Source organism: Aquimarina sp. AWH4_224 (assembly GCF_056160245.1).
Window position 1 is genome coordinate 57,960 of record NZ_JBSWWU010000003.1, and the last position, 15,201, is coordinate 73,160.

The 15,201-nt window shown below is 34.9% G+C and carries 14 protein-coding genes; 6 read left to right on the top strand and 8 right to left on the bottom strand.

Going from position 1 to position 15,201, the window contains the following annotated elements:
• Positions 1-71 precede the first annotated feature (71 nt).
• Entirely contained in the window at positions 72-2,087 is a 2,016-nt protein-coding gene (locus tag ACXAGJ_RS06275; protein WP_474838142.1) for a hypothetical protein, read from the top strand.
• Positions 2,088-2,101: 14 nt separating this feature from the next.
• Here the strand turns inward: ACXAGJ_RS06275 and ACXAGJ_RS06280 are convergent, their stop codons facing one another.
• Together ACXAGJ_RS06280 and ACXAGJ_RS06285 are read right to left on the bottom strand one after the other, a co-directional pair.
• Positions 2,102-2,641, bottom strand: a complete 540-nt coding sequence (locus ACXAGJ_RS06280) for a DUF1569 domain-containing protein (protein WP_474838144.1) — start codon at positions 2,639-2,641, stop codon at positions 2,102-2,104.
• A 213-nt stretch (positions 2,642-2,854) separates the two neighbouring features.
• Positions 2,855-5,239, bottom strand: coding sequence for a carboxypeptidase regulatory-like domain-containing protein (locus tag ACXAGJ_RS06285; RefSeq protein WP_474838146.1), 2,385 nt, complete (start codon positions 5,237-5,239; stop codon positions 2,855-2,857).
• Positions 5,240-5,487: 248 nt separating this feature from the next.
• Between ACXAGJ_RS06285 and ACXAGJ_RS06290 the strand changes: the two genes are divergently transcribed.
• Together ACXAGJ_RS06290 and ACXAGJ_RS06295 are read left to right on the top strand one after the other, a co-directional pair.
• The gene (locus tag ACXAGJ_RS06290) at positions 5,488-6,570 is read left to right on the top strand and encodes a sensor histidine kinase (RefSeq protein WP_474838148.1); all 1,083 of its coding nucleotides are present in this window, start codon (positions 5,488-5,490) and stop codon (positions 6,568-6,570) included.
• A gap of 1 nt (position 6,571) precedes the next feature.
• Complete coding sequence (locus ACXAGJ_RS06295) at positions 6,572-7,330, top strand: LytR/AlgR family response regulator transcription factor (RefSeq protein ID WP_474838150.1); 759 nt, start codon at positions 6,572-6,574, stop codon at positions 7,328-7,330.
• A gap of 120 nt (positions 7,331-7,450) precedes the next feature.
• Here ACXAGJ_RS06295 and ACXAGJ_RS06300 read toward each other — a convergent pair whose 3' ends face one another.
• The 3 genes from ACXAGJ_RS06300 to ACXAGJ_RS06310 all read right to left on the bottom strand — a co-directional run bounded on the left by ACXAGJ_RS06300 (position 7,451) and on the right by ACXAGJ_RS06310 (position 9,152).
• A complete protein-coding gene (locus ACXAGJ_RS06300; RefSeq protein WP_473281329.1) occupies positions 7,451-7,882 on the bottom strand; it encodes an Hsp20 family protein in 432 nt (143 codons plus the stop codon).
• A gap of 196 nt (positions 7,883-8,078) precedes the next feature.
• Complete coding sequence (locus ACXAGJ_RS06305; protein WP_474838152.1) at positions 8,079-8,735, bottom strand: hypothetical protein; 657 nt, start codon at positions 8,733-8,735, stop codon at positions 8,079-8,081.
• 15 nt (positions 8,736-8,750) lie between these two features.
• Complete coding sequence (locus ACXAGJ_RS06310) at positions 8,751-9,152, bottom strand: TerB family tellurite resistance protein (protein ID WP_474838154.1); 402 nt, start codon at positions 9,150-9,152, stop codon at positions 8,751-8,753.
• An 84-nt stretch (positions 9,153-9,236) separates the two neighbouring features.
• Between ACXAGJ_RS06310 and ACXAGJ_RS06315 the strand changes: the two genes are divergently transcribed.
• Together ACXAGJ_RS06315 and ACXAGJ_RS06320 are read left to right on the top strand one after the other, a co-directional pair.
• On the top strand, positions 9,237-9,497 hold the full coding sequence (locus tag ACXAGJ_RS06315; protein ID WP_474838156.1) for a DUF1456 family protein: 261 nt from the start codon (positions 9,237-9,239) through the stop codon (positions 9,495-9,497).
• Between the two features lie 83 nt (positions 9,498-9,580).
• Positions 9,581-11,185 (top strand): class I SAM-dependent methyltransferase, encoded by a 1,605-nt coding sequence (locus tag ACXAGJ_RS06320; RefSeq protein ID WP_474838157.1) that lies wholly within the window; start codon positions 9,581-9,583, stop codon positions 11,183-11,185.
• A gap of 1 nt (position 11,186) precedes the next feature.
• Here the strand turns inward: ACXAGJ_RS06320 and ACXAGJ_RS06325 are convergent, their stop codons facing one another.
• From ACXAGJ_RS06325 to ACXAGJ_RS06335, 3 genes are all read right to left on the bottom strand, one after another.
• The gene (locus tag ACXAGJ_RS06325; RefSeq protein WP_474838159.1) at positions 11,187-11,693 is read right to left on the bottom strand and encodes a cupin domain-containing protein; all 507 of its coding nucleotides are present in this window, start codon (positions 11,691-11,693) and stop codon (positions 11,187-11,189) included.
• Positions 11,694-11,758: 65 nt separating this feature from the next.
• Entirely contained in the window at positions 11,759-12,952 is a 1,194-nt protein-coding gene (gene sucC / locus ACXAGJ_RS06330) for an ADP-forming succinate--CoA ligase subunit beta (RefSeq protein ID WP_473281340.1), read from the bottom strand.
• 140 nt (positions 12,953-13,092) lie between these two features.
• A complete protein-coding gene (locus tag ACXAGJ_RS06335) occupies positions 13,093-13,728 on the bottom strand; it encodes an LON peptidase substrate-binding domain-containing protein (protein WP_474838162.1) in 636 nt (211 codons plus the stop codon).
• Positions 13,729-13,880: 152 nt separating this feature from the next.
• Here ACXAGJ_RS06335 and lysA point away from each other — a divergent pair, with 152 nt between their 5' ends.
• Positions 13,881-15,110: a diaminopimelate decarboxylase gene (gene lysA, locus ACXAGJ_RS06340; protein WP_474838164.1), complete on the top strand. Its 1,230-nt coding sequence runs from the start codon at positions 13,881-13,883 to the stop codon at positions 15,108-15,110.
• The last annotated feature ends 91 nt before the right edge of the window (positions 15,111-15,201 follow it).

Here is a 15,201-nt window from a genome sequence, read left to right on the forward strand (position 1 = left end):
CCATCATAAAACTTGTTATTGTTACTATTTTTAATTTTTTTCAATTTTAGCACAATAAAACAACTTATATAATGACCTGTAAAAATATCTTGAGATTTAGTTTTTACTTCATCTTACTTAATAGCTGCTCTGACGATAATAATGTTAACTCTGATAATAATGAAGGTACGATAGATATAACTATCGATAAGAGTTTGGTACAAAAAGGTCCTTTTGTTCAAGGATCTACTATCTCTTTGCAAGAACTTAATGATGATTTAACCTTAAGTGGTAATGTTTATAATACTGAAACCATAGACGATTTTGGCTCGTTTGATGTAAATGCCACTTTAGCAAATGACAAAGTTGATATCTCAGCAACTGGATTTTACTTTAATGAAGTTTCCGGAGAACTATCTAATGCACCTCTTACGTTAAGAACTTTTGTCGAATTCCGTAATAATCAAAAATTAAATTTAAATATACTCACAACAATTGCTAGACAAAGAATCAAATTTTTGATGACCAATGAAAGTTTGGCCTTTTCAGATGCAAAAGAGCAAGCAGAAAAAGAAACCTTAGCCGCATTTAATATCCCACAATCATTGCACTCTGACTTAACTAGTTTTGAAGAAATGGATATCAGTCAAGATAACCAAAGTAACGCTATTCTTTTGGCTATTTCTGCAGTTGTACAGGGCAACAATTCTGTTGCTGAATTAGGGGAGTTCATTTCCAAACTGTCTGAAGATCTTAAAGAAGATGGGGTAATTAGTAGTGACTTATTAAGCGAGGAGATTATAGAAAACAGCAAGCAACTAGACTTTGATCAGATCAAGAAAAATCTCGAGCAACGATTTACAGCGTTAGATGTTCCTTTTTCTATTCCTAATTTTAAGCAGTTTGTGGACTCTGATGGTGATGGGACAGTTAACTTAATAGATGTTGTTCTTGTCGCTCCTCTTGAACTTACTAATAATTCAAAACCCGAATTCGACTGGGAAGGGAGCTCTATTGAAAATACTAAGTATCACTTTCAGTTATCTGATGATGAAAATTTCAATAATTTGCTGATGGATCAAGACGATCTTCAAGGCACTTCCTTAACTTCGGAAGTACTACTAGAAAACAATAAAGCCTACTGGTGGCGGGTAAGTTACACACAGGAAGACGGAAGCGAAAGTTTATGGAATGAAGCTTTTTTCAAATTTGAAATAGATATCGTAGATATCATATCACCACTATTCAACTCAACAGTCCTTGAATCCCCTAGATTTGAATGGGAAAATAATATACTTTCAAACGTCACTTATCAGATTCAAGTTGCAGATGATATTGACTTTAATTCTATCGTTTTTGAACAGTCTAGTCTAACTGAAAGTAATATACAAACTTCTTTAATTTTACAACAAGTTAATCAAAACTACTATTGGAGAGTACGAATAATAGATGCTAATGGTATTCCAGGAACTTGGGTAACGTCTATATTTTATTTTGAAATCCAACCTCCAATCATCAGTGGCAGAATTAGCGATAGTGATTTAAATATTTATGAAATTATATATGATGAACAAAACAACCCAGACTATGTTGGTTTCAATTTAGAAGTAAATATCTCCAATAATCCTGACCTTAATCCAATCATTAAGGAAATTAAAAATCTTGAAGTAGAATTAAACAATACCTATCCCATTTGGAATGCTCCCACCGATGGTTATGGTATATACACTTATCGTGTAAGACTTATTAATCCGGAAGGAATTGCTGGTCCCTGGGCGCTTGAAGAATCTTTTGATATTTATGAACCTGAAGTCATTCTCACCGAAATAGATTTAACATCCTTGAACCCTACAATAAAATGGAGCCATGGAGGCTCAATTCCTACGACCTATAATTACAAAATTGTAATAGCACGTAATGCAGATTTTACCGATATTATTGAAGAATCTATGCAACAGGTTGTCGAAGACACTGCTACTCAATTCCCAAGCTATACTATTATCAACACACTAAATCAAGGAATTCTGTATCATTATAAGGTTAGCATCATCAATCCAGAAGGGGGAGAAATAACATCAGAAGTTTCTTCTTTTGTTATTCAGCTATAATTATCAACAAGAATTTACTCTTTCAAAATATCGCTGACAATTTTGAGATGATGCTTTGTATGGATTTCTATAAATCGTTTTGCTTGTTTTTTATTTAATCGATTAAAAACAGGGTGCTTAAAATGAGACTTTTCATCCAGTCCATCCAGACGATCGAGCTTATCTCTGGCTGTAGCTAACTGTGCTACAATATCATCTGTTTTGATACTATCCGGAGGAAATACCGATTTTGGAGATTGTGCCCTCCCTCTAGGAATATAACCAAAAGTAAACGACAATAATCGAGGCATGTTAAAATTACCTTTATATCTTTCGGGGTCAGAGTTTTGTAAAGTATCACAAATCCCATTTATCACCTTCAAACTATGATCCAAGTGCCATGCCACTGCAACTTTGGACACTTCTTTATTTAAACTATCTCGATGAATCAAGTACTTTTCTATTCTATTTAACTCACTTTTCATAAAGTCTCTTTTTGTAGGTTGCCCCAACACTTTTATTACACCAATAAGCACTAGGCATAACAAAAATACTATTGTTATTGTTTTTTTCATCACTCTTGAATTTTTTAGCATACCACTTTTTCAATCGTTTATAAAATGTGTAGATCAAAAGGAAAATCACTAGTATTATTATCTGTATTTGTTTCATAGTATTATCTATCTCAAAATATAATTCCTCCTCCCTAGGGGGTATGAAGGCAATAAGAAATTGCTACAGGAGAAGGAATTATTTCAAACAAACCTAAATCACTCTTAACCTATACTCTAAAACTGAAATCGATATCCAAAATCAGGAAAAAAACCTATTTGATCTACCTGATCTACTCTATTGGTTAATCTATTATATCGTCTTACAAAAATGTTCTCATTGTTCGTCACATTTTGAAGGTCCACATAGAATTGATGAGATCTTTTTTTGGACCTGCTATTGATTTTATAACCGAATTTCACATCTAATCTGAAATAATCATCATTTTGTTCGCTAAACGCTAAGTCCTCTCGTAATACCTCAAAGCCTGCTTGCTGGGAAGCTTCCAGGTTTACTGGAGTGAAGTATCTACCTCCTGAAAGCGTTAGTTTTGTATCAAAAAACAATACATTTTTACCAGAAACTCCCATCTTAAATTCCTTTCCCGCTAGAAGATTTAAAACATATCCATTATTAAACGGCGTATTTCGTTCGATACCGTCACTCCCTTCGTACTTACTTTCAAAAACAGAGGTAGTTAACAATCCATAATATCCATCACTAAAGAATTTTTCTAGAGTAAGTTCAATCCCCTGATTAAATCCTGTTCCTTCATTTACCAAGGATACCCTATCATTTTGAAAACCAAAATCCGCTCCCTCGGTCAATGACGAATAACTAGAAGGAAAAGGTTCTACCGCAGCATTATCAATGCTTTGATAATACACTTCTACCTTACTTCTCCAGCTATTCCCTAATCTTACATCATATCCTAAAACGAAGTGATTGCTTCTCACAAAATCAAGGTCGACATTACTTTGTACTAATTCTCCATTGATCTCTTCATTCAAAAACAACAAGGGTAATGATACAGGTTGATGATGTAGACCATATCCAAAACTTATACGGTGGTTCTGTCCTGCTTTATAAGAAAGTCCAGCTCTGGGTTCTAATACAAATTGTTCATTAAGTGTACTATATTGCCCATGCAAGCCTGCGTTAAGCGTTAATTTTTCGGTAAGTCTTAGCTGTCCTTGAACATAAGGTTGAACAATACTTAAATTCTCATCTATATCTGTAAATGTGAACAGATCAGGATCACCATCACCATCATTGTCAGGTTGTTCTAAACGGTCGCGTTCTAAAGCTTCGATTTGAAAATTCTCTAATAAAACTCCGGTTCTTAAGGTAGCTTTACGACTCAACTTGGTATTAAAAAGTGTCGAAAAGGTATATCTTGTTTCGGTATTATCCGCCTCGGTATATCGAATAATCCGTTCTTCGGGAGTATCCTTATCGATAAATCGATCCGCAATAAAATCATTAATAGAGAATGATCCTGCAGCAATGGTTCGTAAAAAAGAATTCTTACCCAGATTGATTTGATGTTTTAGCCCCACCACTCCAAAACCGGAGTCCACAAAGGTATTTTCATCCTCTGCAGCAAAGAGATCATCTTCATCTATATCATCTCCCAAGAACTCGATATCTGAATTCCCCAGAATCCCAAAAAGTGATAGACTTCCTAATTTTCCTTTTCCGGAATCGATATTGAATGAAATATCATAATAATTGGGAGTCGCCGAAGTACCTCCGGCACCAACACCCAAAATACTTACCAGCGAATACCTTCCTGCCACCAAAAAAGACCCTTTATTCTTCCCCAGAGGTCCCTCTGCCATAGCTTCTACTCCTGTAAAAATTCCAACCTGTCCAGAAAATTCGTACTCATCCAAATTTCCTTTTCGGAATCCGAGATCAAATACTCCTCCAATCGCATTTCCATATTCTGCAGGAAAAGCAGAAGTAATAAAATCCGAATTCTTCAATAGATTTGGATTTAAAGCAGAAACTGGCCCTCCTGTCGTTCCCAAAGTAGAGTAATGATTTGGGCTAGGTATAGGCACTCCTTCTAATCTCCAAAGTAATCCTACAGGAGAATTTCCTCGAATCACGATATCATTTCTACTATCATCGGGAGCAGATACTCCTGCAAAATTAGCCGCTAGCCGTCCTACATCACTCCTACCTCCAGAGAATCTCGTTACTTCTTCAAGACCAAACTGTCTGGCAGAAACCGAAGTAAGTTTATTGATCGCCTGTGCCTTGCTTGTTTCTGAAGTAATTATTACTTCATCCAACTGATCAAATGACTCGATCAAAGCAACATTTGTTACTGCTTCTTTACCTGATGTCACCACAATGTTTGGTATGGTTATCGATTCAAAACCTATGTAACTTACACGAATGGATTGTCTCCCAAATGGGACTTTTTCTAAAGTAAAGTACCCGTCAATATCAGTAATTACACCATTGACCTGTTCACTATTTAATAACTCGACAGTTGCTCCCACCAACGGGCTTTCTGATTGCTTATCGATAACCAGTCCTTTTATTACTCCTGTTTGAGCTATAGACGAAGTCATGGTCAAAATTGAGATCAACAAAACTATTTTTTTCATAATTTATTTTTTGATTTACTCAAATTTGACTGTTAACTCCCTGATACCAAACTCAAAATCCTTGAATTGCTATTTTTATTTTTGAACCGTAACATTTCATTCTAAACAGAAAAATTATTTATTCATAAGGCGTGTTCCGGATCAAATAGAGATTTATACAATTCAACTGCTAATTCAACAATTGAACTTTAAAATGAATTATTGTTGTTCATGGGTTACGTATCTTTATACATACTAAGAGATAAAGAATGATCACGAAAGAATACACTAAAAAATTTCTAGTCCGCTTTTTGATTATCAACATGATCTATTTTTTGGTCAAGCTGACCATCAATCACGATGATGATGACAATACTCTATTTGATGCTACGGGGATATTTTATTATTTCAGTGCTTTCTTTCTATTAATGTTATCCTGGGAAACCAATGATTGGTTAATAAGAAGAAACTTAAAAAAAGAAGCTCAACGAGGTTTGGACATGTATAATGGGGTAAAGATTCTATCTCTAAACCTTATGATCATGCTGCCCATTGCAGCTTTAATGTATTACCTGGCTATATTTGAATTCAATCAACTTTGTAAGATCGACGTCAACGATCCCTGGTTACGATTCAGGATTGATTTTTTTAGAGCTGCCGTTTTGGGTTTTGCTGCCATACTTTTTAACATGTTCTACTTTGCCTTAAAGCAAAAGAAAGAGCTAGAAAATCAAATGAACAAACTCAAAAAAGAAGTCGTTACCTCCAAATATCGATCTCTGAAAAATCAAATCAGTCCTCACTTTTTGTTTAATAGTTTAAACACATTGACCTCATTAATGTATGAAGACAGAGATTTGGCTTCAGACTTTGTTTCCAGACTGGCTTCATGCTATCGTTATATATTAGACAATCGAGAAGAGGATTTGGTCAGCCTTGAAAAAGAATTGTGCTTTTTGGATTCGTTTATTTTTATGATGAATGTAAGGCATGAAGGTGCGCTGGTTATTACCACCAATGTAACGGTAAATCCTAAAGAATTTGTTATCCCCACCTTATCGTTGCAAATGTTGGTTGAAAATGCTCTGAAACACAATTCCTTTTCCAAGGAAAAACCATTAGAAATACATATTTTTTCGATTGACAAAACAAGTATCGTCATACAAAATAACATTCACATAAGACATCACAAAGAAGAATCCACCAAGCTGGGATTAAAAAATATAAAAAAGAGATATTCATTTTATACCAATCAAAAAGTGGATATCTCTACCGATAACGGGTATTTCAAGGTTACCCTTCCTATCTTACCAAAGCATATGAAAGAAGTTCCTATCATTAAAGTTTCGTAATATGACCGCTATAATCATTGAAGATGAAAATATTGCATCCAGGCGTTTGGCTACTTTAATCGCAGAATTAGCTCCTGAAATAGAAATCGTAGAGAAAATCACCTCGGTAGAAAGTGGTCGTTTGTGGTTTGAATCTAACGCATTGCCTGATCTTATTTTTCTAGACATTCAATTGAATGATGGTTACGGATTTGATATCCTGGATTTTCTGGAAGACCATCCTCCTGTAATTTTCACCACTGCTTATAACGAATATGCTATACGAGGTTTTAAATACAATGGGTTAGATTATTTATTAAAACCCATCGACAAGAAAGATTTGAAGAACGCACTGGATAAATACCGCAAAAACCATTCTCATGCCGCTCCAAAAATTGATGATTTACAATTGGAACGCATCAAAAAGATATTCAATAAGGAGTATAAAAAAAGGTTTATGATCAAGGTCGGCAACCAGTTCAACACTTTTGGTGTGGAGCAAATCGCTTATTTCAAATCTCATGACGGGATGATCTTTTTATACACACATAGCGGTCAACATTATCCTATCGAATATTCTATCGATCAACTTGAGGAGATACTAGATCCTGTACAATTTTTCCGGATTAATCGAAAGTTTATGGTAGCAGTAGCAGCAGTGGTAGAAATACACAGTTATTTTAATAGTCGATTATTGCTCAAACTGAAACCACAAAATGAAGAAAAGGTCATCGTTTCTCGTGAACGTACCTCAAATTTCAAAAACTGGTTGGATTTATAAATCATCTACAGAAAATGCTTTGTACTTTTTCTTAAAACATATTTTTTAAAAAACAAAAAGCGCTCTTTCAAGAGCGCTTTTTAACTAACATTAATCAACTAAATAAAATCTCAAATCAACTTATGAAATCTCAATCAACCTTTTGGGTTGTACTTTTGCTTCTTCTTTTTTAGGGAGCGTAACTAGGAGCACTCCATTTTCGTAAGCAGCTTCAATTCTAGATCCATCGATAGTATCTGGAAGGTTGAAGGACCTTTTAAAAGTGCTGTAACCAAACTCCTTACGTGTATATTTTCCATTTTCCTTGGTCTCTTTTTCAGATTTTGTCTCTGCAGATATGTGTAATACATCATTGTCTAGCTCAATATTAAAATCATCTTTTACAAGTCCAGGAGCTGCCAACTCAACAGAAAAATCATTATCTGATTCTTTAACGTTTACTGCTGGTGTATTGAACCCAATTTTACTCACGTTTGTTCCTCCAAACCAATCTGTATTAAAAAAATCTTCGAAAATAAAAGGTAATCTGTCTGTTCTTTTTATTAAACTCATCGTATTGTATTTTTTAAGGTTAATCTTAATTTCAAATTCACTTTATACATAGCAATTTGAATTCCAATTGATTTTTAATGACATTTTGTCTTGTATTTAACATTGAACAATGACAAAATGGCGTTTTTACTGAATTATCGACATAAAAAAACCTATTACATAGGTAATAGGCGTCACTTATTATGCATTGAAGAAGTTAACTTTTGCAGTCCAACTGGTTTACATTATGTAAAAACTTTAAAGATTCTCCTTTTTCGATTTTCATTCTTCCAAACTTCAACGGTATGAATTTGATTGGGACTTTATCATAAAAATCATCTCTGTTTAAACATGCACCAAACTTCTCTTTCAGTTCAACAAAACTCTCTTCATTTTTCTTATCACCTGAATCATATATTCTTTTTTCACTTAATATTTTATATTCCTTATCCAATATTACATAGCGCTCTCTTTCTTTTACAACCCCTCCATCTGGTGTTGCCATATCATTGAACAAGTAATAATACCCTAATATATAATTATCGTTGTAAGCAATAATTCTACAGAGTTTTTCAACCTTGTTATTTTTGTTATATACAGGAACATATAACCTTTCCCCATCAATTACTTTTTCTATTTTTTTTACTTTGATAGATTTTGATTTTCGTCCAAAAGCTGCAGAATCCCCATCGATTTTTTTATACTTCATTTTATAAATATAAGTAATGCTTCCATGGGCATTATTTGAGATTTTTTCGCCAGGTACAATTTTAATTTTTTCTCCTTCCTTTGTCAAAATATAACTTCCTCCCTGCTGTTGAGCTATTGAAAAAAAAGACACCAGTAGCAGTGCTAACAAGAACATGTTTTTCATAATGACTATATATTTTTAATTATAAAAACGACTAAAAATAGAAATCAACTCCTGTGGAGGAATTACTTTATTAGGGTAATCATGCATGCGTTCGAGCACAGTATCTATGGCCTCTGGCCGTAACCCCATATGCAATCCAATTTCTTTTATTTGATGTATTTCTGTAGGAGACGCCTCCTGATCAATATTCATCAATAGTACTAATCTATGGAACTGAAGAATCCGCTGAGATTCGGGATGTAAATTCTTTTTCTCTACAGCATTCTTATTCAATTCATCAATTTCTTCTTTACTTATTCCTAACTGACTAGCAACTGCTAGAATAAAATGGTACTCCTGTTCTTTGAAATCTTTATCTGCCTTTGCAAACTGAATCATTTCAGAAAGCAGACTTAACTTTTCTTCTTTATTATGCATTAACCGTTTACTTTTTGTCGAAATTACTAAATTTCAAATTATATTTACAACATTGACATAACAAACATAACATTCTTCAAAACTATGCCTCTTACTAACAACGATATATTCAAAAAACTTAGAGTAGCCCATAAACTCAGGGATGACGACATCGTAAAAATATGTGCTTTGGTAGATTTTAAAGTAAGTAAAAGTGAACTTGGCGCTTTTTTCAGAAATGAAAATCACCCAAAATATAAGGCATGTGGTGATCAGATTCTTCGGAATTTTTTGAATGGATTAATCATTCATCTTAGAGGTCCTATGCCCGACAAAAGGAATACCGATACTAATAAAAAGGAGTAGCAATACACCACGATTGCTGGAAGTACTAGCAAAAGAAATTACGTTTTACAGCACATAACAGTTCAAATACTCAATCAAAACATATGCTCACAACCGCTCAAAAACAACAATATAGAGAAGAGTTATTTCGCCACTTAGACGGTATTGTAGTTGTTCCTATCGCATATTCATTATCAAAAAATAAGGTTACCGATTATCTATTGGAACACCAAAAAGTTACAATCTCACAGATTGCTAAAGATCTAAAAGCAAATGAAGGGTATTTGAACGTAGCTCTACGTATATTAGGAGCGCAAGGCTGGCTGACCTATTCTGCACAAGACAATAATGTGACTATTGCTACCAACAAAAAATCACAAATAGCCTTTTCCTTGTTTTCTACCTATAAAGATGTTGTTGAATTGTTAGCATATTCAGGTCAATTTCATCCTCGCAAATTTGAACTCAAGCCTTTTCATAAACTTGAAAAGCTATTTGATCAATATAAGAATCGATTTCATCTTACCAAAAGCTCTGATGAACAGCTTAACCAAATACAAGATCAAATCTTAAAGCATATTGAAGGAGTGCTGGTAGGACCTACAACAGTACACCTTGGTATGGGCGGAATGTTTCACAAATATTTTATGGAAGCTTCCTTTAGTGCGGATGAATACCATCGTTTTCCTGATAGTTTTGACACCATTCTTACTTTCCTATCTCATTTAGGATGGTTTAGCAAGTCTAATGACAACTATACTTTTACAGAAAAAGGGCTCTTTTTTGCCAAGAGAGCTTCGGCATATGGTGTAACCGTTTCTTACATTCCAATGTTTCGGCAAATGGACGACTTATTATTTGGGGATCCCAATGTGTTGTGGAACACACAAAGTGAAAATGAAACCCATGTTGACCGTGAGATGAACGTTTGGGGAAGCGGAGGTGCACATGCTACTTACTTCAAAAAAATTGATGAAATCATCATTAGTTTATTCAACAAACCTTTGGACGAACAACCCAAAGGAATTTTGGATATGGGATGTGGTAATGGAGCTTTTTTGATCCATCTGTTTGAAGTGATCGAGTCAAAAACATTACGCGGAAAACACCTTGATGATTATCCATTGTTTTTGGTTGGCGCCGATTTTAATAAAGCAGCCTTAAAGGTAACCAGAGCCAATCTTATACAAGCAGATATTTGGGCCAAGGTAATCTGGGGAGATATCAGTGACCCCGATTTACTACAAAAAGATTTAAAAGAAAACTATACCATCGAATTAAAGGATTTATTATCCGTTAGAACATTCCTGGATCACAACCGTATCTGGGACACTCCTTCCTCAAAATTAGACGCATCAAGCATTTCTACAGGAGCATTTGCTTACAGAGGCAAAAGACTTCATAACAATGATGTAGAACGCAACCTAAAAGACCATTTCTCAAAATGGAAACCATATATTGAGAAGTTTGGCCTAATTGTTATTGAACTACATACCATTGCTGCAAGTTTAACAGCAAAGAACCTAGGAAAAACAGCGGCAACTGCCTATGATGCTACGCATGGCTTTTCTGATCAGTATATTCTTGAAATTGAATCGTTTCTTAAGGTGATCGACGAAGTTCAGCTGAAAAGTGATGAAAAGTATTTTTCTAAATTCCCAAATTCCGAATTAGCAACCGTAAGTATCAACTATATCATCGGCAAATAACCTATATCCTCGTATACTGGCTAATCAACTCTTTATGATCGGGAAATGTTTCGATTAAAGATTTTCTATTTGCCAGTTCAAAATCATCGAAATCAAAACCTGGAGCAACGGTACATCCAACCAAGGAAAAACTATCTTCATCCTTAACGCTGGAAGCAAACCAAGAACCTGCAGGAACAACATATTGCGGCAATTCTCCATTATCAAAATTTATCCCCAAGGTTTGCCGGTGATAATTTCCATCAGGATCTATGACATGCACATATAGAGAAGAACCTGTATAAAAATGCCACATTTCATCCTGTTTGATCCTGTGGAAAGCGGAAAAATTTTGAGAAGTCAACAAGAAGTAAATCCCAGTACAATAATTTCTATCTCCGGTAAATTCATCTCCCAATACACCTCGAGGTATAGCATTAGTACTCCTATAAGTTTCTTTATAAAAACCACCTTCAGGATGCGGCTCCATGTTTAAGCTTTCTACTATTGTTTTGATATCTTGTTTCATAGTATTTAGGTTACAAAAAAAGCGGCCTAAATAGCCGCTTTATATTATTAGAAAGTGATGCTATATTATGCCAAAACTTCCTGTACTTTGTCCGCAGCTTCCTGGAACTGTACAGCACTTTGCACATCAAGACCACTGTTATCAATCAATTCTTTTGCTATGTCAGCATTTGTTCCTTGTAATCTTACAATGATTGGAACATTGATCGCATCTCCCATGTTTTTATAGGCATCTACTACCCCTTGAGCAACACGGTCACATCTTACAATACCACCAAAAATATTGATCAATATAGCTTTTACATTTGGATCTTTCAAGATTATTCTGAAAGCTGTTTCTACACGTTTTGCATCAGCTGTACCCCCTACATCCAAGAAGTTTGCAGGTTCTCCTCCAGCTTGCTTGATCAAATCCATAGTAGCCATTGCTAAACCAGCTCCATTTACCATACAACCTACGTTTCCGTCTAGGTCGACATAGTTTAATCCTACTTCTTTAGCTTCAACCTCGATAGGATTTTCTTCACGAATATCCCTCATGTCAACATAATTCTTATGTCTATACAATGCATTATCATCCAAAGTCACCTTGGCATCAACCGCCATGATTTTATCATCACTAGTTTTCAAAACAGGGTTGATTTCGAATAAAGAAGCATCAGATTTCACATAAGCAGTATATAAAGCCATTACAAACTTCACCATTTCCTTAAATGCTCCACCGCTTAAACCAAGATTAAAAGCAACACGTCTTGCTTGAAAAGGTAAAATTCCAACGGATGGATCAATCTCTTCAGTAAAAATTAAGTGTGGTGTCTCTTCAGCCACAGTTTCGATATCCATACCACCTTCTGTAGAGTACATAATCATATTACGTCCAGTAGTTCGATTAAGCAATACCGACATATAGAACTCATCTGGTTCGCTATCACCAGGGTAATACACATCTTCTGCCACTAGTACTTGATGTACTTTTTTACCTTCTGCAGAAGTTTGCGGAGTAATCAAATTCATCCCGATAATTTGCTCTGCAATCTCTTCAACTTCCTTCAAATTTTTAGCAAGCTTTACTCCTCCACCTTTTCCTCGTCCACCTGCATGAACTTGAGCTTTAATAACATGCCACCCAGTACCTGTTTCGGCAGTTAGTTGTTTTGCTGCAGCAACTGCTTCGTTTGCATTTTGAGCCACAATTCCTCTTTGGATACGTACTCCAAAACTGCTTAATATCTCTTTACCCTGATATTCGTGTAAGTTCATTTGTTCTTATTTATTACGTTTATCAACAGATCTTAATAGTGTATTAAGAGCTGTAAAATTACCTTTTTTAAGGAGTTCCAAAAATAGGAAAAGTGAAGATATTGTGCCAATCTTTTTTAGAGTAAAAAAAAGAGAAAATATCACATCTTAAAATCATCAAAATCCAGGGGATCAAAATTCTTAAAATGGCCATTCATTTTGATCACCTCTTTAGCCCTATTCATCTCTCTTACAACGGGTATGGTAATTTTGAGATGACCTATCAAATAATTTAATCGCTCGAGTTCACTACGCAGCGTGAGCATGTGATATTCTTGATGCAAAGCCAAACCAACCTTATGAGCGACCTGATAACTTACAAAAGGAATATCAAAAACAGGAGGGTTATCAATTGTTAACTCTACATAAAGGATCGCTATATTTTTAAGTAATTCTTCCTGAAGCTCTTGGGCACTGCTGCTATTATCATCAAGATACTCTACCTCACCTCCTACATACAATTTACCAGGATACTCATGATAAAATTCTTTGATACGAAAAATTCGTTGCCCCATACAAACAACATCTGTTTCTCCGTTTGGATACCTTTTTGCAACTTTTTGCAATTTCACCTCTGTTCCGTATTCTAATTTTTTATCGATAAACGTCGGAACTCCAAAGGTGATACCTTCTTCTTCGCAATCAGCAATTAATTGCTGATATCTTTTTTCAAAAATATGAAGTGGTAATCGTTCTCCGGGATAAACTACTAATTGTAATGGAAAAAGAGGCAACATGTTTTTTTCTTAAAATTACTAATTACTCCTCGTTATCCTGCTTAAACAGCCGTTAAAAATCTTAAAATATACTTAAGCAATAGATTTTTTTGCAATCCCCTATCGATTTGTATTTTTTTATTGATAATTTCGTAGGCTTAAATTGTGACACAATGACAAATGAACATTTATTAGCAGTAGCCAGAGAGCACGGGAGTCCAGTTTATGTATATGACTCCGAAAAAATTATCGCACAGTACAACCGCCTTTCTAATGCCTTTAAGAAGGTCAAACGGGTAAAGTTGAACTATGCCGTAAAGGCCCTTTCTAATATTGCTATTTTAAAGCTAATAAATTCGTTGGGCGCAGGTCTAGATACTGTTTCTATACAGGAAGTACAATTGGGATTAAAAGCAGGAGTGCAACCAGAAGATATTATTTTCACACCTAATGGCGTTTCTTTACAAGAAATTGAGGAAGTATCTGCGTTAGGAGTACAAATCAACATCGACAATCTTTCTATTCTTGAGCAGTTTGGTTCTAAACACCCTAACACTCCGGTCTGTATCAGAATTAATCCTCATGTACTTGCAGGAGGAAATAGCAAAATCTCGGTAGGACATATCGATAGTAAATTTGGGATATCCATTCATCAAATCCCACACATTTTAAGAATTGTAGAAAACACCAATATGACTATCAATGGTATCCATATGCATACAGGTAGTGATATTTTGGATGTTGAGGTATTCCTGTATGCCAGCGAAATTTTGTTTGAAACCGCTAGTAATTTCAAAGACTTAGATTTTATTGACTTCGGAAGTGGATTTAAGGTACCTTATAAAGAAGGAGATATAGAAACCAATATCGAAGAGTTTGGAGAAAAACTAACTAAACGTTTTAACAGTTTTTGCAAGGAATACGGAAAAGAGTTGACGCTTGGTTTTGAACCAGGAAAATTCTTGGTAAGTGAAGCGGGTTATTTTTTAGCCAAAGTGAATGTTGTAAAACAAACGACCTCAACAGTTTTTGCAGGGATCGATAGTGGATTTAATCATTTAATCCGACCGATGTTTTACAATTCTCACCACGAGATCGTTAATGTTTCTAATCCCGATGGAAGAGAACGTTTTTACTCGGTTGTAGGATACATCTGCGAGACAGATACCTTTGCTACCAACAGAAGAATTTCTGAAATCACCGAAGGTGATATCATTGCGTTTAAAAACGCAGGCGCTTACTGTTTTTCTATGGCCAGCAATTACAATTCTCGTTATCGACCAGCAGAAGTTTTATGGTATAATGGAGAAGCTCATTTAATTCGTAAAAGAGAAACTTTTGAGGATCTTACAAAGAACCAAGTGGATGTAGATTTATTTTCACAAGTTACCGAATCTGCATAATCAATAAGCAGTGATATCAATATATAAAATGCGTCTTTTCAAAGACGCATTTTTTTTATTCCTTTATTCCTGATTGTCGTATCCCAAAATC

Coding starts and splice junctions, on each gene's coding strand:
- ACXAGJ_RS06325 (WP_474838159.1), bottom strand. CDS start 11,693: ATGAAACAAGATATCAAAACAATAGTAGAAAGCTTAAACATGGAGCCG.
- ACXAGJ_RS06275 (WP_474838142.1), top strand. CDS start 72: ATGACCTGTAAAAATATCTTGAGATTTAGTTTTTACTTCATCTTACTT.
- ACXAGJ_RS06310 (WP_474838154.1), bottom strand. CDS start 9,152: ATGCATAATAAAGAAGAAAAGTTAAGTCTGCTTTCTGAAATGATTCAG.
- ACXAGJ_RS06300 (WP_473281329.1), bottom strand. CDS start 7,882: ATGAGTTTAATAAAAAGAACAGACAGATTACCTTTTATTTTCGAAGAT.
- lysA (WP_474838164.1), top strand. CDS start 13,881: ATGACAAATGAACATTTATTAGCAGTAGCCAGAGAGCACGGGAGTCCA.
- ACXAGJ_RS06320 (WP_474838157.1), top strand. CDS start 9,581: ATGCTCACAACCGCTCAAAAACAACAATATAGAGAAGAGTTATTTCGC.
- ACXAGJ_RS06315 (WP_474838156.1), top strand. CDS start 9,237: ATGCCTCTTACTAACAACGATATATTCAAAAAACTTAGAGTAGCCCAT.
- ACXAGJ_RS06295 (WP_474838150.1), top strand. CDS start 6,572: ATGACCGCTATAATCATTGAAGATGAAAATATTGCATCCAGGCGTTTG.
- ACXAGJ_RS06280 (WP_474838144.1), bottom strand. CDS start 2,641: ATGAAAAAAACAATAACAATAGTATTTTTGTTATGCCTAGTGCTTATT.
- ACXAGJ_RS06335 (WP_474838162.1), bottom strand. CDS start 13,728: ATGTTGCCTCTTTTTCCATTACAATTAGTAGTTTATCCCGGAGAACGA.
- ACXAGJ_RS06305 (WP_474838152.1), bottom strand. CDS start 8,735: ATGAAAAACATGTTCTTGTTAGCACTGCTACTGGTGTCTTTTTTTTCA.
- sucC (WP_473281340.1), bottom strand. CDS start 12,952: ATGAACTTACACGAATATCAGGGTAAAGAGATATTAAGCAGTTTTGGA.
- ACXAGJ_RS06285 (WP_474838146.1), bottom strand. CDS start 5,239: ATGAAAAAAATAGTTTTGTTGATCTCAATTTTGACCATGACTTCGTCT.
- ACXAGJ_RS06290 (WP_474838148.1), top strand. CDS start 5,488: ATGATCACGAAAGAATACACTAAAAAATTTCTAGTCCGCTTTTTGATT.